Origin of the sequence: Blautia sp. KLE_1732_HM_1032 (assembly GCF_025147905.1) — a bacterium.
GTDB lineage: Bacteria > Bacillota > Clostridia > Lachnospirales > Lachnospiraceae > Blautia_A > Blautia_A fusiformis.
Genome location: NZ_CP102266.1, coordinates 2,099,929 through 2,119,321 on the forward strand (window position 1 = coordinate 2,099,929; position 19,393 = coordinate 2,119,321).

General features: G+C 49.6%; 17 protein-coding genes. 2 read left to right on the forward strand and 15 right to left on the reverse strand.

The features are described 5' to 3' along the window. Nucleotides 1-7 precede the first annotated feature (7 nt). The 6 genes from NQ489_RS10075 to NQ489_RS10100 form a co-directional block, all read right to left on the reverse strand. Entirely contained in the window at nucleotides 8-721 is a 714-nt protein-coding gene (locus tag NQ489_RS10075; RefSeq protein WP_021650555.1) for a ClpP family protease, read from the reverse strand. A gap of 68 nt (nucleotides 722-789) precedes the next feature. Next, nucleotides 790-1,533 (reverse strand): YebC/PmpR family DNA-binding transcriptional regulator, encoded by a 744-nt coding sequence (locus NQ489_RS10080; RefSeq protein WP_015524823.1) that lies wholly within the window; start codon nucleotides 1,531-1,533, stop codon nucleotides 790-792. A 153-nt stretch (nucleotides 1,534-1,686) separates the two neighbouring features. After that, nucleotides 1,687-2,034, reverse strand: a complete 348-nt coding sequence (locus NQ489_RS10085) for a type II toxin-antitoxin system PemK/MazF family toxin (protein WP_021650556.1) — start codon at nucleotides 2,032-2,034, stop codon at nucleotides 1,687-1,689. A gap of 156 nt (nucleotides 2,035-2,190) precedes the next feature. Beyond that, nucleotides 2,191-3,360, reverse strand: a complete 1,170-nt coding sequence (alr, locus tag NQ489_RS10090) for an alanine racemase (RefSeq protein WP_015524822.1) — start codon at nucleotides 3,358-3,360, stop codon at nucleotides 2,191-2,193. After that, on the reverse strand, nucleotides 3,357-4,874 hold the full coding sequence (locus NQ489_RS10095; RefSeq protein ID WP_021650557.1) for a bifunctional ADP-dependent NAD(P)H-hydrate dehydratase/NAD(P)H-hydrate epimerase: 1,518 nt from the start codon (nucleotides 4,872-4,874) through the stop codon (nucleotides 3,357-3,359). Before NQ489_RS10095 ends, alr begins: the two co-directional genes overlap by 4 nt. A gap of 61 nt (nucleotides 4,875-4,935) precedes the next feature. Beyond that, nucleotides 4,936-5,583, reverse strand: a complete 648-nt coding sequence (locus NQ489_RS10100; protein ID WP_021650558.1) for a redox-sensing transcriptional repressor Rex — start codon at nucleotides 5,581-5,583, stop codon at nucleotides 4,936-4,938. 214 nt (nucleotides 5,584-5,797) lie between these two features. On the opposite strand from NQ489_RS10100, the gene NQ489_RS10105 reads away from it, so the two are divergent. After that, nucleotides 5,798-7,714 (forward strand): ABC-F family ATP-binding cassette domain-containing protein, encoded by a 1,917-nt coding sequence (locus NQ489_RS10105; RefSeq protein WP_021650559.1) that lies wholly within the window; start codon nucleotides 5,798-5,800, stop codon nucleotides 7,712-7,714. Between the two features lie 30 nt (nucleotides 7,715-7,744). Here NQ489_RS10105 and NQ489_RS10110 read toward each other — a convergent pair whose 3' ends face one another. After that, a complete protein-coding gene (locus NQ489_RS10110; RefSeq protein ID WP_021650560.1) occupies nucleotides 7,745-8,611 on the reverse strand; it encodes a pyridoxamine kinase in 867 nt (288 codons plus the stop codon). Between the two features lie 92 nt (nucleotides 8,612-8,703). On the opposite strand from NQ489_RS10110, the gene pdxR reads away from it, so the two are divergent. Continuing rightward, nucleotides 8,704-10,020 (forward strand): MocR-like pyridoxine biosynthesis transcription factor PdxR, encoded by a 1,317-nt coding sequence (gene pdxR / locus NQ489_RS10115; protein WP_044960829.1) that lies wholly within the window; start codon nucleotides 8,704-8,706, stop codon nucleotides 10,018-10,020. Here pdxR and NQ489_RS10120 read toward each other — a convergent pair. From NQ489_RS10120 to NQ489_RS10155, 8 genes are read right to left on the reverse strand one after another with little or no spacing between them, the layout of a single operon-like run. Beyond that, complete coding sequence (locus NQ489_RS10120; RefSeq protein ID WP_015524817.1) at nucleotides 10,017-10,658, reverse strand: precorrin-8X methylmutase; 642 nt, start codon at nucleotides 10,656-10,658, stop codon at nucleotides 10,017-10,019. The two genes, pdxR and NQ489_RS10120, sit on opposite strands and share 4 nt — an antisense overlap. A gap of 2 nt (nucleotides 10,659-10,660) precedes the next feature. Then, a complete protein-coding gene (locus NQ489_RS10125) occupies nucleotides 10,661-12,181 on the reverse strand; it encodes a cobyric acid synthase (protein ID WP_021650563.1) in 1,521 nt (506 codons plus the stop codon). Then, nucleotides 12,166-13,218, reverse strand: coding sequence for a threonine-phosphate decarboxylase CobD (cobD, locus tag NQ489_RS10130; protein ID WP_015524815.1), 1,053 nt, complete (start codon nucleotides 13,216-13,218; stop codon nucleotides 12,166-12,168). Before cobD ends, NQ489_RS10125 begins: the two co-directional genes overlap by 16 nt. Nucleotides 13,219-13,245: 27 nt before the next feature. Beyond that, nucleotides 13,246-14,223 (reverse strand): adenosylcobinamide-phosphate synthase CbiB, encoded by a 978-nt coding sequence (gene cbiB, locus NQ489_RS10135; RefSeq protein WP_021650564.1) that lies wholly within the window; start codon nucleotides 14,221-14,223, stop codon nucleotides 13,246-13,248. Then, nucleotides 14,210-15,613, reverse strand: coding sequence for a cobyrinate a,c-diamide synthase (locus NQ489_RS10140; protein WP_021650565.1), 1,404 nt, complete (start codon nucleotides 15,611-15,613; stop codon nucleotides 14,210-14,212). Before NQ489_RS10140 ends, cbiB begins: the two co-directional genes overlap by 14 nt. Next, nucleotides 15,614-17,587 (reverse strand): bifunctional cobalt-precorrin-7 (C(5))-methyltransferase/cobalt-precorrin-6B (C(15))-methyltransferase, encoded by a 1,974-nt coding sequence (locus NQ489_RS10145; protein ID WP_021650566.1) that lies wholly within the window; start codon nucleotides 17,585-17,587, stop codon nucleotides 15,614-15,616. Continuing rightward, entirely contained in the window at nucleotides 17,580-18,311 is a 732-nt protein-coding gene (gene cobJ, locus NQ489_RS10150) for a precorrin-3B C(17)-methyltransferase (RefSeq protein WP_021650567.1), read from the reverse strand. The genes NQ489_RS10145 and cobJ overlap by 8 nt, the downstream gene beginning before the upstream one ends. After that, nucleotides 18,304-19,392: a cobalt-precorrin 5A hydrolase gene (locus NQ489_RS10155; RefSeq protein WP_044960833.1), complete on the reverse strand. Its 1,089-nt coding sequence runs from the start codon at nucleotides 19,390-19,392 to the stop codon at nucleotides 18,304-18,306. The genes cobJ and NQ489_RS10155 overlap by 8 nt, the downstream gene beginning before the upstream one ends. Between the last annotated feature and the right edge of the window lies 1 nt (nucleotide 19,393).

The following is a 19,393-nucleotide window of genomic DNA, read 5'->3' on the forward strand; positions in this document are numbered from 1 at the left end:
AAACTGGTTATTTCTGTGTTTTTTTCCTTTCGATAAGGGTATACAATCGGTCCAGTGCCTCCCGGATCCCTCCTACTTCATCGATGAGTCCTTCCTTTACCGCTTCCTCACCCTCCAGCATAGTCCCCACATCTTTTACAAGCTGGGAGGTATCCAGCATCAGCTCCTCCATCCGTTCTGCCGTGATATGTGAATGTCCGGATACAAAGGCAATGATCCGGTCCTGGATCTTTTCCATATTGCGGTAGGACTGCGCTACGCCGATGAACATTCCGTTCTGGCGCACCGGATGGACCACCATGGTAGCACTTGGCACGATAAAGGAATAATCTGCTGATACTGCCATGGGTACACCTATGGAATGTCCCCCGCCCAGCACCAGGGAAACCGTAGGGATACTCAGAGACGCGATCATCTCCGCAATGGCAAGCCCTGCCTCCACATCTCCTCCTACCGTATTTAAAAGGATCAGAAGCCCCTCGATCTCCTCATCGTCCTCAATGAGAGCCAGCTTTGGCAGTACATGCTCATACTTGGTTGTTTTGCTGTGAGACGGCGCGGATTCATGACCTTCGATTTCCCCGATCACCGTCAGAAGCTCCACTTTATGCTTCCGGAAATTTCCATCGAGCACTGCCTGCCCGGTTTCCCGGATCTGTTCGTTCTGGCTCGCTTCCCGGTCCAGTTCCTTCTGTTTTCTCTCTTCGCTCTGTTTTTCCATAAAAAAATACCTCCGGAATCTGAAATTCTGGAGGTATTATATGCAAAATATTACTTTCTATTCAGAGATCATTCGTCCCAGTTTGTCCATACGTCAGTAACGTCGTCGTCATCATCAAGAAGATCCAGTGTTCTGTGAAGATCTTTGATAGCCTGATCATCCGTCAGCTCCACATAGGTCTGCGGGATCATGGCAATCTGTGCTTCTACAAGCGGGATTCCGGCTTTCTCAAGAGCCTCACGTACAGCACTGAAATCGTCCGGTGCTGTGATGATCTCAAAGCTGTCCTCTTCCTCGTTGAAGTCCTCAGCACCTGCATCCAGAGCTGTCATCATCAGCTCGTCCGCATCCATCTCGCCGCACTCATCCTCAAGCTCTTCCTTATCGATGATGATCTGGCCCTTCTGGTCGAACATAAAGGATACGCATCCCTGTGTTCCGATGCTTCCGTTACCCTTGGTAAACGCGTTACGTACATTACCTGCAGTACGGTTCTTGTTATCTGTAAGAGTCTCTACGATAATAGCAACACCGTTCGGACCATATCCCTCATATACAGCCTTCTCGTAGCTGTCTGCAGAATCCGCACCTGCTGCCTTCTTGATTCCACGATCGATCGTATCGTTCGGCATGTTGTTCGCTTTTGCTTTTGCGATGACATCACGAAGCTTGCTGTTGTTTGCAGGATCCGGGCCGCCGGCCTTTACTGCCATAACGATCTCACGGCCGATGACTGTGAAGATCTTACCCTTCTTGGCATCATTTTTCTCTTTCTTATGTTTGATGTTGGCAAATTTTGAATGTCCTGACATGGTATCTTCCTCTCCTTGTTACCGTATATTTTCTTTCGTGCCCTGCTCATTTTGGGTACCGTTTTACATAATTGCAACTCGGTTTAATATAGCACTTATAAAAGATTTCGTCAAGAATCAGAAAACAAACCGGTCAAAATTCCTCATGTTCCCCTAAAAAGTCAGTTCCAGACTGATCTCAAGCGCATGATTCACCTTATCAAGCATAGCACTGTCCAGATGACACACCTTATCCTTCAGACGCCGCTTGTCGATGGTGCGGAGCTGTTCCAGAAGGATCACGGAATCCTTTTCGATCCCGTAGGCGGATGCATCGATCTCAATATGTGTCGGCAGCTTTGCCTTATTCATTTTTGATGTAATTGCCGCACAGATCACTGTGGGACTGTGACGGTTGCCCACATCGTTCTGGATGATCAGCACCGGACGGATGCCGCCCTGTTCACTGCCCACTACAGGTCTTAAGTCCGCGTAAAAAATATCCCCTCTTTTTATAACCACACAATTCACACTCCGATTCTGGTCCGGCTTATTTGCAAGCCGTATTCCTTTTTACAGATAAGTATTTCCACAATTTCTTTGTGTATACCATGCGTGGTACTTTTTTACCGGCCTTATGTCTGACCCGACGTTTTCCGGATCCGGGTATTTACGGATCTACTGGAAAAAGCTCTCCTCTTCTCCGCATTCCTTACCGTCTTTGATATAAACCCGCGGAACACGTTTACTGATCCCGCAGACAAATTCATAGGAAAATCTTCCGGAAAGATCTCCCAGTGTCTCCACACTGATAAATTCCTCTCCATCTCTTCCCATCAGGGTGACCTCGTCCCCGGCCTTCACCTCCGGGATATCTGTGACATCAACCATAAACTGATCCATGCAGACCCGTCCGAGGATCGGAGCTTTTTTGCCCCGGATCAGGACCCAGCCCTTATTGGAAAGCTGTCTCGGATAGCCATCTGCATAACCTACGGGGATCGTTGCCATTCTGGTAAAGCGTTCTGTAACAAACGTTCCTCCATAGCTTACCGCTGTTCCACGTTCCACATTTTTCACATAGGATACATGACTTTTCAGCTCCATTGCAGGTGTCAGCTTCACAATATCACGTTCTACCTCCTCTGACGGATAAATACCGTAAATGGTGATGCCGGCACGAACAACATTGAGATTTGCTTCCGGAACACGGATGATACCTGCACTGTTGGAGCAGTGACGTACCGGAATATGAACACCTCTTTTTTCCAGAAGCTCTGCAAAACGAAGATAACGGTCCAGCTGCACCAGTGCAGGAGAACGGTCGGTCTCATCCGCCCTGGCAAAATGGGTAAACATTCCCTCGATCACCAGATTCGGGATTTTTGAGATTTTTTCGATCTTTACTGCATTTTCCGGAATATCCGCATATCCGATCCTTGTCATTCCCGTATCCAGAGCCAGATGAATATGTACATTTTTTCCAATGCGTGCACCTGCTTTTGCATATTCTGCCGCTGTATTAAGATCCGATATGGTGATTCGGATATCATTGGCTGCAAGTTCCTCATAATATTCCTCAAATACAAGGCCAAGGATCAGGACAGGCTTGGTGATCCCTGCATGCCGAAGTTCCAGTGCCTCCTCTGCAGTAGCTGTTGCAAATCCCCAGATATAGTCATAGTCCTGGATCAGACGGGCAATAGCTCTGGCACCATGGCCATAACCGTCCGCCTTGATCACAGCGATGATCTTTGTCCCTTCTTTGACATTTTTATGCATTTCCTCAAAATTGTGGGCAATGGCATCCAGTGATACCAGTGCTTTTACTCTCTCGTATTTTTTCATAATTCCGACTCCTCTTCACCTATAGCTAATGCCTTGGGCAGATATTCTATGATATCTCCTGCCAGCATACTGCGCTTTCCTTTTTCAGCGGCTGCAAGATCACCGCAAAGTCCGTGAAGATAAACACCTAACGCGGCCTTTAAAACCATGGGAGGCTGTTCCTCCGTTTTCAGATACATACATAACACTGCTGCCAGGATCCCGGAAAGCACATCTCCGCTTCCTGCAGTTGCCATTCCGGAATTACCGGAAAGATTCAGATACATCTGGCTTTTCTCATCTGCGATCACCGTACATGCATCCTTCAATACGCACACAGAGCCTGTTTCCGCAGCACATTTCAGTGCAATATCTGCGATCTCATGCTGGATCTCCTGGATCGTTCTGCCACTGAGCCGGCTCATTTCTCCGATATGCGGTGTCAGGACTACATGCTCTCCCAGATACTGATACCACTGTGGATGTGCAGCCAGAAGGTTCAGGCCGTCCGCATCCAGGATCAGCGGCTTTTTCTCCCGGGCAGCCGCCGTGAGAAACCACTGTTCTCTCTCACGGCTGGCCACTGATGTTCCAAGTCCCGGTCCGATCACGATCACATCACACCAGGATAGAAGCTGTTCATTGGATTCCTGATCAAAGCGGCTGCAGACCATAGCCTCCGGAAGGAGTATCTGCAGTGGGATCCTGTTGGCTTCCACAGTCTGGATCTTTACCATTCCCGCACCGGCACGAAGTGCTGCACTGGCGCTTAAATAAGCGGCTCCGCACATTCCCTCACTTCCGGTCACAAAGAGCACTTTTCCGAAGGTACCCTTGTTTCCGCCGGGATCACGTTCCGGAAACAGCTTCAGATCTTTATTTTCCAGACAGGCGGCAGATGCAGTCACAGCTTCTTGCTCATAGATCCCGATATCGGCGGTAACGATCCTTCCTGCATACAGTCTTCCCGGATAAAAGCAAAGACCTCTTTTCCGGTAGGCAAATGTGACAGTCAGATCGGCGCTGAAGGCAATTCCCATTTCCAGGCCAGTATCTCCGTTCACTCCTGACGGGATGTCAACTGCGATCTTTTTGGCCCTCGCACTGTTCATCTCATGGATGATATCAGCATAATGCCCCTCGATCGGACGCGTCAGGCCTACCCCAAACACGGCATCTACTATAGTAGTATATTCACTCCACTGCGGGTTATTCACCTCCGGGACACGATAACCGGAAGCGATCTTATACTGAAGAGCAGTCTCTCTGGTCATTTTATCTTTGTTTCCGACCATATAAAACTCTACCCGGATCCCCTTCAGATGGAACAATCTGGCAACAGCGATACCGTCACCGCCATTATTTCCGCTTCCGCAGACTACCAGGATCCTTTCGTCCTTCTGGAGATACTTTTCTGTTTCCTCTACCACCTTCAGTGCTGCCCGCTCCATCAGAACCTCGGAGGGAACTCCGATCTCACGGATCGTTGTGGAGTCCAGATCCTTCATTTCTTTGCAGGTAACAAGCTTCTTCATTCTGTCTTCTGCCTCCCCTCTGTCATAGAGAAAGCTGCCGTTTCCGGCAGCTTAACAATTCTTACTTATCCACATGTTCCTGCCTGTATTTACTGAGATTATAAGACAGTGTCATCAGACTCTCGGAAAGATGAACGTTCTCTACGATCACATCATCCGGTGTCTCAAGATCGAGATGTGCAAAATTCCAGATTGCCTTGATCCCGTTCTCCACCAGGATATCCGCCATTTCCTTGGCTTTATTCTTGGGAAGTGTCAGAATCGCGATCTCCACGTTATTCTCTCTCAGGAAAAACGGAAGCTCACTGAGCATTTGGATCTCAAGTCCACGGACTGCGATGCCCTCAAGCACAGGATTTACGTCAAAGATACCAACCAGCCTGAACCCGCGCTTCTCAAAATCCACATAATTGGCAAGTGCCTGTCCCAGATTACCGGCACCCAGGATGATCATCGGATGAACGGTATCCAGTCCCAGGATCTTACCGATCTCTGTATAAAGATAGTGTACATTATAGCCATACCCCTGCTGCCCAAAACCGCCAAAATTATTAAGATCCTGACGGATCTGAGAAGCTGTGGTATGCATCTTCTTACTTAATTCATTGGAAGAAATACGTTCTACATTATCTTCCATCAGCTCTCCTAAGTAGCGGTAATAGCGTGGCAGACGCTTAATCACCGCTTTCGAGATTTGTTTTGTCTCCACGATAGTTTTCCTCCTTACCTTACACTAGGTTAATTATAACGAATTGACATTTTCCTGTCAATTAAAGTTGTCTATTCTGTACAAATTTCTTTATATTTTTTCTAATAATTGATTTTTTCTTTGAAATCCCGGCAGTTTCCGTTATAATAGGTGGAGGATTTTTCCCTGTTCAGACATAAACAGGGGTGATTCTTTATACAGGAGGACAGTTTTTATGATTTTATCATGTCAGAATATATGCAAGGCCTTTGGCGAAAAAGTAATTTTAAATGATGCATCCTTTCACATTGAAGACCGTGAAAAGGCTGCTCTGATCGGCTGCAACGGTGCAGGAAAGACCACACTGCTGCGTATCATCATGCAGGAGCTTTCTGCTGATTCCGGTACCGTGGTGCTTGCCCGGGATAAAAATATCGGCTATCTTGCCCAGTACCAGGATATCCACGGACATCATACCATCTACGAAGAGCTTCTTACCACCAAGCAGCACATCATCGATATGGAACGCCGTATCCGCAATATGGAACAGGAAATGAACACGGTGACCGGTGATGAGCTGAACCGTCTGATGGAAACCTATACCCGCCTGACCCATCAGTTTGAGCTGGAGAACGGATACGCTTACAAAAGTGAGCTGACCGGTGTCTTAAAGGGTCTCGGCTTCACGGAGGAAGATTATGACAAGCAGATTGAAACTCTTTCCGGCGGTCAGAAAACCCGCGTGGCGCTGGGCAAGATGCTTCTTTCCAAGCCGGATATCCTGCTTCTGGATGAGCCAACCAATCACCTGGATATGGAAAGCATCTCCTGGCTGGAAACTTATCTTCTGAATTATCCGGGAGCTGTTTTTATCGTCTCCCATGACCGTTATTTTCTGGATAAGGTGGTCACCAAGGTCATTGAGATCGAAGCCGGACAGACCCGCGTATACAGCGGCAACTACTCTGCCTATGCTCTCAAGAAGGCTCAGCTTCGTGACGCACAGTACAAGGCATACTTAAATCAGCAGCGGGATATCAAGCATCAGGAAGCCGTTATCGCCAAGCTGAAATCCTTTAACCGTGAAAAATCCATCAAACGTGCGGAAAGCCGTGAAAAAATGCTGGACCGTGTACAGAGAATTGAAAAACCTCTTGAGCTCCAGGACCGGATGCGTATCTCGCTGGAACCACGGGTGTTAAGCGGAAACGATGTGCTCCACGTGGAAGCGCTTTCCAAGGCCTTTCCGGGACAGACCCTGTTCTCCGATATCTCCTTTGATATCAAACGCGGCGAGCGTGTGGCACTGATCGGAAACAACGGAACCGGAAAGACCACCATGCTGAAGATCATCAACGGTCTTATTGAGGCAGATGCCGGCAAATTTTCCCTTGGTTCCAAGGTGCAGATCGGTTATTACGATCAGGAACATCATGTTCTGCATATGGACAAAACGATTTTCCAGGAGATCTCCGATACTTATCCGACTCTCGCAGAGACCGAGATCCGAAATATGCTTGCCGCATTTCTCTTTACCGGAGATGATGTTTTCAAGGAAATCTCCGCACTTTCCGGTGGAGAAAGAGGCCGTGTTTCCCTTGCAAAGCTGATGCTTTCCGAAGCCAACTTCCTGATCCTTGACGAGCCTACCAACCATCTGGATATTGCTTCCAAGGAGATCTTGGAGGAAGCACTAGTCAGCTACACCGGTACAGTCCTTTATGTATCCCATGACCGTTACTTTATCAATCAGACTGCGACCAGGATCATGGAGCTGACAAACCAAGCAGTGGTAAATTACATCGGTGATTATGATTACTATCTGGAAAAGAAGGAGGAGCTGACCAGTACCTATGCACCGGGAAGCACTTCTCCGGAGGCACCTACAGAAGAAAAAGCGGTTTCCGAGAACAAGCTTTCCTGGCAGCAGATGAAGGAAGAACAGGCAAAGAAACGAAAACGGGAAGCCGAGCTGAAAAAAGTCGAAGCCCGTATCGAAGAGCTGGAAACAAGAGACAGCGAGATCGACGAAACCATGGTCCTTCCGGATGTCTGCACCAATGTAGCGGAATGTACAAAGCTGAGCCGCGAAAAAGCAGCCATCGCTGAAGAACTGGAAGAGCTTTATGAAAAATGGGAAGAGCTGGCCTGACGGTCAGCTTTTTTTTATCCCCTTATGTTTTTATGGAAGCAGCATGCCGAGATGCTGTTCAAAGCATACACCATCGTTACGGTCTGTTCCTTCCTCCACCGCATCGCGGATCGATGCCGAGATAAAATCCACGGCCAGCTCTGCACAGGTTTTCATGGAATATCTTTTTACCAGCCCTGCACTGAGCACGGATGCAAAAAGATCTCCTGTCCCGGAATAGCTTCCGCCGGATTTCTCTGCAAATACCCAGGAGCTGTTTCCGTTTTCCAGGACAAGATTTCCCATTTTCAGAGGCTGCCCCTCCTCCCTGTGATCCACTCCGGTGATCACAACGGCAGGAAGTGAAAATTTCCGGGCAAGTCCGCACCCGATCTCCCGGATCTCTTCCATCCGCCGGGCCTCTGATACCTTTTGCAGTTTATTCCAGATCTCCTCCATTTTTTCTTTTCCGTAGAGAAGAAGGAGGGCTTCCGTAAGGTTCGGTGTGATCACATAGGAACGACGTGTCAGTTCGCAGAACCGGCTGCGAAGCTCTTCTGTATAGATCGGATAAACCGCGCCGTCATCCCCCATCACCGGATCTGTAAGGATCAGAGTATCCTTCCCTGCAAACGCATCCATAAATTTCAGGATCCTGTCTGCCTGCTTATCGTCAGAAAGAAATCCTGTATAGATCCCATCCGGGAAAAATCCTCTTTTTTTCCACTGCTCCATATATGGTTCCATATGCTCTGTGAAATCCTCACAGAAATAACTTTCATAACCGGTCTGGTTGCTTAAAACAGCGGTGGGAAGTGGACACGCCTGGACTCCCATCACCGAGATCACCGGGATCGCTGCTGTCAGTGAACATTTCCCCAGCCCGGAAAGATCATTGATCACTGCTATTTTTTTCATGGTAATTCTCCAGTCTTGAGTTTTTTTCTGTAATATTATAGAATGAACTGTCAGGTTTACGCAATCATTTTTGGAAGGAAATCATCATACTTATGTTAAATATATCCGCTGAACACAAAAAAGAACACCTTTATCTGGAGGTTTATCACTATTACCGGAAGCTGATTCTGGAAGGCCGTCTCCTTCCCGGAAGCAAAATGCCCTCCCTCCGCAAATGCGCCCAGGAGCTGAAGCTGAGCCGTACCACCATCGAAAATGCCTATCTTCTGCTGGCAGCAGACGGCTATATCATCGCCAGGGCACAGAGCGGCTATTATGTCACCGGCATTGCTTCCAAGCAGCATCTGCTTACCCCCGAAAAACAGGATAAGGATATCACGCCCTGCCTTTATGATTTTGCCTCTTCCGGTGTTGACCGGGAAAGCTTCCGTTTTGATCTGTGGCAGCGTTACATCAAAAGTGCCCTCCGCCAGGGCGACCGTATGCTTTCTTATGGCGAACCACAGGGCGAAAGCGATTTCCGGGAGGTTCTCGCAGACTATATCCGGGAACGCAGAAATGTGATCTGCTCCCCGGATGACATTGTAGTAGGGGCCGGTCTCCAGCCCCTTCTCCAGATCCTCTGCCCTCTGATCCATGAACGGAAAACCGTTTCGTTCCCCACACCGTCCTTCACCACATGCAGCACCATCTTTCAGGATTACGGCTTTGATGTCCATTACCGGGACAAAAGCTGCGATGTGATCTATGTTTCTCCTGCTCACATGACGAAATGGGGCGAGATCATGCCGGTAAAACGACGCCTGGAGCTGATCCGTCATGCAGAGATCAATGACCATCTGATCATTGAGGATGATTTCGAAAACGAATTTGTTTATTTCCAGAAGCCAACGCCTTCACTTTTCGGTCTTGCAGGTGGTGAAAACGTTGTCTATATCGGTTCCTTTTCCAGGCTGCTGCTGCCCTCCATCCGTGTCAGCTTCATGGTACTGCCACGCTCTCTCCGGGAAAAATATACAAAAAAAGCAGCCTTTTATAATCAGACTGCTTCCAAGGCAGAACAGATCGCGCTCTGCCAGTTTATCCGCGACGGGCATCTGGCTTCCCAGACAAGAAAGCTCCGCCGCCTTTATTCCCAGAAGCTGAAGGCTCTTTCCCAGGCTGTCCGGGAAACCTTCGGCCAGGACTGCCAGATCCAAACAGGAGCCGCAGGAACCAGCCTTGCCCTTACTCTTCCCTGTTCTCTCACAGGCAGTGAACTGACAGACAGAGCCCGGAACCGTGGTCTGGGACTGGAGGTTCTCAGAGAAAACGGAGCCGAGGTCACCCTGGTCCTCTCCTGCTCCTCCATTCCATCCAAGGATTTTCTGCCTGCCTGTCAGCTTCTGAAGGAGGTTACCGACTCCTAATCTCTCCGGTTATCGATCATGTAGAGCAGGGCATTTACAATGCACGCAGCAATATTGCTTCCACCCTTGCGTCCTTTTGCCACAATATAAGGCACATCTGCGTGCATGATCAGCTCCTTGGACTGCACAACATTCACAAAGCCTACCGGCACACCGATGATCAGCTCAGGAGAAAGCTTTCCATTCTCAATAAGCTCATAAAGACGTACCAGTGCGGTAGGTGCGTTTCCAATGGCAAAGATCAGCTTTTTATCCATCTCTGCTGCCTTGTCCATGCTGGCTGTGGCTCTGGTAGTCCCGTTCTTTTTTGCAAGGGCAGCCACATCCTCATCGGACATGAAGCAGTAAGCCTCACCGCCGTAGCGGGCAAGTGCACGCTTGTTGATCCCGGCCTTTGCCATCTGGGTATCTGTGACGATACAGGCACCGTTGCGGATGGCGTCCATGGCCATTTCCACTGCCCCCTCCGAGAAGCAGAGATTTTTTGCATAATCAAAATCTGCGCTTGTGTGGATGCAGCGTTTTACGATCAGCTCTGTTCCCGGGATCAGGGGAGTATCCCCCAGCTCTTCTGTGATGATCTCAAAGCTTCTTTTTTCAATCTCCATGGGTTTTACATTTTCAAGCTCAACTTTCATTTCTATTCTTCCTCCGTAATCCCGTTTTCCAGTATCTCATAGATTTTTTTCATATCCAGATGCTTCCGCAGCTCTGCAGCCAGGATATCATACTGCTGTTCCTTAAATGCCGCAAAATCCACGCCTGTCATATTTTCCACATCAATACCTTTTTTCTCGCCGATCACGCGGATGATCGCCTCTGCAGATGCTTCCTTATCGAAAACGCCGTGGATATAGGTTCCGCACACATTTCCCGCAAAAGCACCCTCTTCTTTTTTCTTACCGCTGACGCTGTCTGTGATCTTCGTGGCTGTTCCTGCATTGTCCTTCAGGATGCTTTCGCCCATATGGATCTCATAGCCCTCGATTTCCGCACCGGAAAGAGGAGCAAACACACCGGACAGCTGACCGAAATGCCCCTGCACCCTGGTCCTGGTTTTCTTTTCGGCAAATACCGTTTCCATGGGAAGAAGTCCCATTCCTTTCATGGAACCGCCATTTTCAACGCCATGAGGATCGCTTAAGGTCTCGCCCAGCATCTGATAGCCGCCGCAGACACCAAAGATCAGCTTGCCTCTGGAGGCTTCCTTGAGAACCGCTGCCTCCATTCCGCTTTCCCGCATCCAGATCAGATCACCCATGGTGTTCTTGGTTCCAGGAAGGATGATCATATCCGGAGAGTGAAGATCTCTCGGGTGTTTTACATAGCGGAGAGAAACTCCGGGAATGCTCTCAAAAGGATTAAAATCCGTAAAGTTGGAAATCCTTGGTGTACGGACCACTGCGATATCAATGACACCGGCTTCCTGCTTCCGGTCAAAACGCTCCGTCAGGCTGTCCTCATCCTCCACCTGGATATCCAGATAAGGCGCCACACCCACCACCGGGATCCCGCTTCTTTCCTCAAGCATGACAACACCAGGGTCCAGAATAGTCTTATCTCCGCGGAATTTGTTGATGATCAGCCCCTTTACCATAGCTTTCTCATCGTCCTCCAGAAGCTCCACCGTACCGATCAGCTGGGCAAAAACACCTCCACGGTCAATATCTCCCACAAGAAGGACCGGTGCCTTGGCCATCTTTGCCATACCCATATTTACAATATCCTCATCCTTGAGATTGATCTCGGCAGGACTTCCCGCACCTTCGATGACAATGATATCGTTTTCCGCTGCAAGAGCGTTGTACGCCTTCATCACATCCGGAACCAGGGTCTTCTTATATTTGAAATAATCCCTGGCACTCATGGTTCCAAGAACCTCTCCGTTTACGATCACCTGGGAGCCTACATCATTGGTAGGCTTCAGAAGAATGGGATTCATCAGGACAGACGGCCGGATCCCGGCTGCCTCTGCCTGCATGACCTGAGCCCGTCCCATCTCAAGACCATCCTCTGTGATAAAGGAATTCAGTGCCATATTTTGTGATTTAAAAGGAGCCACACGATATCCATCCTGCTTAAAGATCCTGCAAAGTCCCGCAGCCAGCAGGCTTTTTCCGGCATTGGACATGGTTCCCTGTACCATTATTGCTTTTGCCATAATATACCTCCCTCAAGTACTTCGATCAGTTTTACATTTTCTTCATGGCGCTTTACCGCGATCCGGTAATACCCCTTTGTAAGACCCGGATAATTGCTGCAGTCACGGATCAGGATCCGCTTGCGCAGACAGAAGTCAAAGAGCTCCTCCGGTCCTTTAAAGAAAATATAATTTGCTTCCGACGGAAATACTTTATACCCAATGCGGACCAGCTCATCCTTTAGCCACTGTGCCTCCCGAAAAACAAGCTGTCTTCCCTCCTCTACATATTCCGTCTCTGTAAGTGCCTGGAGCCCGGCTGCCTGGGCCATGGTGGAAACATTCCATGGCTGAACGCAGAGCTCCATCCTTTCCATCAGCTTTCTGTCAGAACAGAGGCCATAGCCCAGCCGCACACCGGCCATGGCATATCTTTTTGTAAATGCTTTCAGGATAAAAAGATTATTGAACCCGGAAAGAGAATGCTTCAGAGAATACTCTTCCGGTTCCTTTACAAAATCAAGGAAACATTCATCTACCACCAGCAGGATATCCAGCTTTCTGCATTTTTCCAGGATCCTTTTCAGAAGCCTGTGGGGGATCAGCATGCCGGTAGGATTGTTGGGGTTACATAAGAAAGCCATATCCAGTCCCTTATGGAGGATATCCAGATATGCTTCACTGAGCACAAAACCGTCATTTTCCGTCAGCATGTAATATTCCAGCTCACAGCCAGTGCTGGCCAGAGCCTGTCCGTATTCCGCAAAAGTAGGCGCCGGGATCAGAGCCCGCTTTGGCTTTACTGCATGACAGAGCGTAAAGATCACTTCTGCTGCTCCGTTACCGCATATTACCTCTTCCGCTTTTACCCCTTCCGATTCTGCGATCCTTTCCCTGAGAACGCCGCATCCCACCTGGGGATACTGTGCAATATGATCCAGACTGTGGATAATGGCCTGCTTCACACTTTCCGGTGTTCCCAAAGGATTCAGATTTGCCGAAAAATCCAGGCAGTCTTTATGTTTATATACGTCTCCTCCATGTATGTGTTTTGTCATTGGTCATTCTCCTGTCTGTATTTATTGTTACCTTAATAACCCGAACCGGATCCCCGCACTGAGCAGTCCAAATACAACCACACCCAGTATGGATGCCGCGTACATCAGCCGGTTAGCTCTTTTGATATCCTCCGGCTCCACCGGGCGGATCGGATCCCCGATCGTGGGTTTTTCATATAATTTCCCGAAATAATATGCATTTCCCGCAAGCTGTACATCCAGCGCTCCGGCCATGGCAGCCTCTGTCTGAGCAGAGTTGGGGCTTGCATGATTTCTCCGGTCACGTTTGTAGATCTTTGCCGCATTTTTTGTATCCATTCCTGTAAAAACAGTTCCTGCCACCATCAGCCATCCGGAGATCCTGGCAGGGATATAATTGGCCACATCATCCAGCTTTGCCGCAATACGGCCGAAATAAAGATATTTGTCATTTTTATATCCAAGCATGGAATCCATGGTATTGATACCCTTATACAAAAACATCAGCGGCACCCCGCCGATAGCCATATAAAGCATGGGGGCGATCACGCCGTCGGATGCATTTTCCGCAACGGTTTCCACGGCAGCCTTTGTCACGCCGGTTTCCGTAAGCTCTCTGGTATCACGGCCTACGATCATGGACACCGCATAGCGTGCCTCGTCCAGAGTTCCGTTTTTCAGCCGGTCATAAACCTTCATACTCTCATCTTTCAGGGAACGGGTGGCAAGAAGCTGATAGCACCAGAAAACCTCCAGCACAAATCCGGCCACCGGCAGATACCGGTAAAGATAATAAAGCACCAGAAGCGGCACCCCGCCGCTGAACAGACAGACAAGCACTACGATCAGAAAGCCTCCTGTCAGCTCACCGCCGTGATTTTTCGGAAAAATCTTCCGGATCACCTTTTCCAGCACTGCAATCAGATTGCCGATGACACAGATCGGATGATAAAGCCATCTGGGATCTCCGATCAGAAGATCCAGCACAAATCCTATGGCCAGTGCAGGAAGACTATATTTCAGCATCTTTTTTCTGCCTCCGTTCCTTCTTATATTCCAGTGCGTTCTTCAGAAAGCGTGCCGGAACCCTGGGATTTCCGTAATAATAAAGATGCGGAAATCCTGCCATCAGCCTGCCCCGGTCATGGATACAATCCCATCCTCTTTTAGATGCCGGCTTTGCCGCATGAAAATCCTCTCCGCAATCTGTGGAATCAAAGTAATGGAATTCATGAGCCGGGATCTCACCAAGTCCGGTATCCTGTTTTTCCGTAAGGGTGATATAGCCGAACCGGTTCAGCTTCGGTGTCCGGTAAGCCCTTCCAGGGATCACCCCGCAGACTCTGCGCTGCTTTCCTTCCATATCCTCCATCTCCTGATGAAGATACATGAATCCGCCACATTCTGCCAGACAAGGCATTCCGTCCAGGATGACTTCCCGGATCCGGGTGCACATTTCCTGATTTTCTTCCAGCGCCTCCCCGTTTAATTCCGGGTAACCGCCGCTTAAAAGAAGCCCGTCCAGATCCTCCGGAAGCTCTCTGTCATGAATGGGTGAAAAACGTACTAGCTCCGCTCCCATCTGCTCCAGAAGATTTAAATTATCCGCATAGAAAAAGCAGAAGGCTTCATCATCCGCCACACCGATCCGCACCTTTTCCTCTGTACGGTATCCGAAGGCAGTATCCTTCTGTATCAGCATTTCCGTCTCTGGTGCCGCAAGCTCCGGTGCTTCCCCTGCAAGCTCCAGGATCCCATCGATATCCAGGGTTTTCTCCAGTACCTCGGAAAGCTTCTGCAGACGGCTTTTCAGCTCCGGGATCTCCTCCGGAAGCACCAGCCCCAGATGACGGCTTTCGATCACACAGTCCTCCACCTTCGGAACATATCCCAGCACCTTTACGGAAAGCTCCTCTTCCAGAAGCTTCTTCATCCTGGGATACAGCATGGGAGACATCTGGTTAAAGATCACGCCGCAGATATGACTATCCTTTTTGTATTCCAGAAAGCCCTTTACATAGGCAGCCAGGGAAACACTCATGCCACGGCTGTTTACGATCAGGATCACCGGTGTATCTGTGGTGGAGGCCAGATCATAGGCGCTGGCTCTGGAGGTGATCCCTCCTACACCGTCATAATACCCCATGACTCCCTCCATCACTGCGATCTCACAGTCCGATGCGTTCTTTGCCAGAAGATACCGGGTTCTGTCTCCATCTGTAAAAAACGTATCCAGGTTTCGGGATCTTGTACCGATCACACGGCTGTGGAACATAGGATCTATGTAATCCGGGCCGCATTTAAAAGAAGCCACCTTAAGGCCACGGTTCACCAGCGCCTGAAGCAGCCCGCAGGTGATCAGGGTTTTTCCGCTTCCGCTGGCACCTGCCGCAAGAAGTATTCTCGAGACCTTCACCTAAATCTCCTCCCCTCTTCCGCTGCAGGAAATGATATAGATCGGATTCTCACCCATCATCATATGATACCTTCCGATAGATTTGGATCTTGCCGCAGACAGCTGTACGATATCCACATCCGTCAGGCTGAAATCTCGTATGGCATTCATGGCTTCCGTCACCGTCTCCAGAGTGATGCAATTGATCACGATCCGTACTCCCGGATTTTTATCCAGAAGAAGCCGGATGATCTCGTTCATGTTTCCGGAAGACCCGCCGATAAAGGCATGTGTCGGAACAGGTAGTTCCACCATCGCTTCCGGTGCAGTACCAGGCACGATCTCCAGATTGTCTGTGGCAAATTTCCGCCTGTTCTCCTTCAGAAGAGCAAGGGCATCTTCCTTTTTCTCGATGGCATAGACCTGACCCTTCCAGGCACGAAGCGCCATCTCAACAGAAACCGAGCCTGTGCCCGCTCCCACATCATAGCAGACAGAATCCTCCTGAAGACGAAGCTTGGACAGAGAAACCGTACGCACCTCTTCCTTTGTCATAGGCGCCTTCCCACGAAGAAATTCCTCATCACAGATCCCGTGAACTGCGGGCAAAGGTACTGCGTTTTCATTGCACGCAGTTACCACGCTTAACGCATCACCCCGGTATTCTGTAAGCTCTGCCGCACTGGCATGAAAGATCTTTTCATTTTCGTAGGAAAGATTTTCGCCCACATAAAGGGTCACATCACCCATTCCATACGCAACCAGACGAGAAGCCAGACGAGCTACCCCATCCTCTGTTCCCAGAATGGAAAAAACCTTGGGGTTATGCCGGATCAGGGCAATCAGATTGCAGTCTCTTCCATGAGCGCTGACGATCCTGGCATCATCCCAGGAAAGACCGATCTTCGCCATAAAATAAACAACGGAAGAAATCCCGCAGATCACCTGGACATCGCCATCCAGAAGATCGATCAGCTTCCTTGCACCGCTGTAGAAGCCCACATCGCCGGAAAGGGCAATGGCTACGGTACGGTACTGTGGATGTGTCTTGATATACTCCACGATCTTATCACTGCGGTACTCATGGAGAACCATCTGCCCCGGCCTCTGTACAGCATCTGTCATACGCTTTGCACCGATCAGAAGCTCCGCCTCATCAAAGGCCTTCTTTCCTTCCAAAGTCAGGGTTTTTTCCGCACCCATGCCGATGCCTACAAGAGAAACCCTCTGTGACAGGGTAAGGCCGAACAGCTTTGCCAGAAATACCCTTGCTTCCGGCAGGGACAGCCCCTCCTCCTGCAATGGTCTTCCGATGATCACAGGTGTGACGCCGCAGCGCTGACAAGCCTCCATCTTTTCCGGGAATCCACCTGCCAGACCGGTATCCTTGGTGACCAGATAGCTGCACTGAAACTGTCGAAGCATGGCTTCGTTGATCTCTGTGGAAAATGGCCCCTGCATACCGATGAGATGCTTTCCTTCGATCCCCAGCTCCGCGCAGGAGCTGATCACGGAAGGGATGGACAGCACCCGGGCAAAAAGCCTCTCCTGGTAATCCGGGATCACTGTAAATTTAGACAGCTCCTTGCTTCCTGTGGTAAGAAAAATGTTCCCCTCTGTACCGGAAAGAAGCTCTGCCGCCTTCTCCGTGCTTTCCACATAGATGGCTTCCCTGTTCTTCTCCCCCTCCGGGCGAAGGACACGCTGATATCGGATGCTTCCGTTCTCACAGGCAGTCCGGATATTTTTTGTCACCTCTGCTGCATAGGGATGAGTGGCGTCCAGAACGATCTCCGGCGCTTCCCTTTGGAAAAGCTCCTCCATATCTTCGATTTTCAGCCTTCCGGCGCTGACATGGAGAAATTCATTTTCCTTCAGAAGGGAGCCGCCATATTCCGTAGCTGCACAGGCATAGACCGGAACATGATTTTCCGCAAGGAACTCACAGAGTGCATAGCCCTCGGTGGTTCCTGCAAAAACAATGGCTTTATACATTCTTATATCCCCTTGGTGTTACCATCTTGCCGTTTACATTCTTAGTCTGTGAATTTCCCACAAATACGGTAGTAAACATATCCACTTCTGTATCACGGAGCTCCTTCAGTGTCATGACCTGTGCAGTCTCGCCGTCACGTGCGATCTGGGCAACCGTGCCGCAGACAGTATCCGGAGACTTGTATTTCATCATCAGATCACAGGCCTTCTGAAGATAATCCTTACGTTTTCTGCTGGACGGATTGTAAAGGCATACCACAAAATCCGCCTGTGCTGCTGCCAGAAGCCTTGCCTCGATCTTCTCCCACGGAGTCAGAAGATCACTTAAGCTGATCAGGCAGAAATCATGGATCAGCGGTGCACCCAGCACTGCGGCGCCGCCTGTGGCTGCTGTCACACCCGGGATAATGGTCAGCTCCACATCAGGATAGTTTTCTCCCACCTCATACATCAGACCTGCCATGCCATAGACACCGGCGTCACCACTACAGATCATGGAAACGGTTTTTCCTTTTTTTGCCTCGTCAAAAGCAAGTACACAGCGGTCTACCTCTTTTTTCATCGGTGTGGTCATGAACTCTTTGCCTGCAAAATACTCCTTTACAAGATCCACATACACCGTGTAACCGATGATCACATCACTTTCATTTAATGCACGGATCGCTCTTCCAGTCATCTGGTCATACGCACCCGGGCCAATTCCTACAACATAAATCTTACTCAAAACGTATCCTCCGATTTCCGGCTGCAAGGGCGGTAGTCACACCGTCCCGGCCTGTTTTTTTTCTGATCAGTGTACCCTGTCCGCAACCCAGAACCGCGCTTCTCTCACAGACATTCTCTACACCTGTTATCTTTTTTACAAATTGTGACGGGGTAAATTCACCCTGCACTGCCTTCAGCTCTTCCTCTGTAAAGGTCAGAAACGGAAGCTGCCAGGCTTCTGCCAGAGAAAGAAGTCCCACCTCTTCCTTCTTCAGATCGATACTGGCAATAGCACTCAGCGCTTCTCTGTAAACATCCGATTCTCTCAGACATTCCTCTGCCGCCTTCCGGATGGAGGCTGCATCCTTTCCCCTGCGGCAGCCCATTCCCAGAACTGCAGCGGGCGGCACCACATGGACTGTATTTTTAAAGGGCAGGCAGCCTCTGTGGATCGTCACCGCAATACCTGTTTCCGGTGCCTCACCGGCTATCTCACCCTTCTCCGGATCCGCTGCAGCTGAGGGCCTTCCGTCCTTCCCGCAAAGCACCAGACCCTCCGGCAGCTCCCCGTCCCATGGAAACTCACTGTAAAAGCCAACGCTCTTTCCTGCAAGAAGGGCCGCAGAAGCCTCCTTTGCAGCCTTCATATGAAAAATAGCACAGCCATTCTTTTTTGCAAAAACATCCACTGCAAAACGGCTGTGAAGATCTGTGGCTGTTGTCACAACCGGCACCGCCTTAAGATATCCGGCACAGCGAAGAGCCAGCTCATTGGCTCCGCCCAGATGTCCGGAAAGAAGCGCAATGACAAATTTTCCGCATTCATCGATCACCAGCACAGCCGGATCCGTCTTTTTTCCGGCAATGTAAGGTGCGATACTGCGCACTGCGATCCCGCAGGCGCCAATAAAGATCACGCCCTCTTTTCCTGCCTGGAACTGTTCCCCTGCCCACTGGGAGGTGGAAACAGAGATCGGATCCGGAAGGTACCGGCTCTTTTTTGCAAGGGTGACACTCTCACCTTCTTTTTCCAGAGCCCTCTGAAGCCTTTCCCCTGTCTCCAGCCCTGTCATACTGAAGCAAATGATGGAAATGTTCATA

Excerpts from the sequence above, each read along its gene's own strand:
- NQ489_RS10105 (WP_021650559.1), top strand. The coding sequence starts at position 5,798 with ATGATTTTATCATGTCAGAATATATGCAAGGCCTTTGGCGAAAAAGTA.
- NQ489_RS10075 (WP_021650555.1), bottom strand. The coding sequence starts at position 721 with ATGGAAAAACAGAGCGAAGAGAGAAAACAGAAGGAACTGGACCGGGAA.
- cbiB (WP_021650564.1), bottom strand. The coding sequence starts at position 14,223 with ATGCTGAAATATAGTCTTCCTGCACTGGCCATAGGATTTGTGCTGGAT.
- NQ489_RS10155 (WP_044960833.1), bottom strand. The coding sequence starts at position 19,392 with ATGAACATTTCCATCATTTGCTTCAGTATGACAGGGCTGGAGACAGGG.
- NQ489_RS10145 (WP_021650566.1), bottom strand. The coding sequence starts at position 17,587 with ATGTATAAAGCCATTGTTTTTGCAGGAACCACCGAGGGCTATGCACTC.
- NQ489_RS10110 (WP_021650560.1), bottom strand. The coding sequence starts at position 8,611 with ATGAAAAAAATAGCAGTGATCAATGATCTTTCCGGGCTGGGGAAATGT.
- NQ489_RS10095 (WP_021650557.1), bottom strand. The coding sequence starts at position 4,874 with ATGAAGAAGCTTGTTACCTGCAAAGAAATGAAGGATCTGGACTCCACA.
- cobD (WP_015524815.1), bottom strand. The coding sequence starts at position 13,218 with ATGACAAAACACATACATGGAGGAGACGTATATAAACATAAAGACTGC.
- alr (WP_015524822.1), bottom strand. The coding sequence starts at position 3,360 with ATGAAAAAATACGAGAGAGTAAAAGCACTGGTATCACTGGATGCCATT.
- pdxR (WP_044960829.1), top strand. The coding sequence starts at position 8,704 with ATGTTAAATATATCCGCTGAACACAAAAAAGAACACCTTTATCTGGAG.
- NQ489_RS10080 (WP_015524823.1), bottom strand. The coding sequence starts at position 1,533 with ATGTCAGGACATTCAAAATTTGCCAACATCAAACATAAGAAAGAGAAA.
- NQ489_RS10125 (WP_021650563.1), bottom strand. The coding sequence starts at position 12,181 with ATGGCAAAAGCAATAATGGTACAGGGAACCATGTCCAATGCCGGAAAA.
- NQ489_RS10120 (WP_015524817.1), bottom strand. The coding sequence starts at position 10,658 with ATGAAAGTTGAGCTTGAAAATGTAAAACCCATGGAGATTGAAAAAAGA.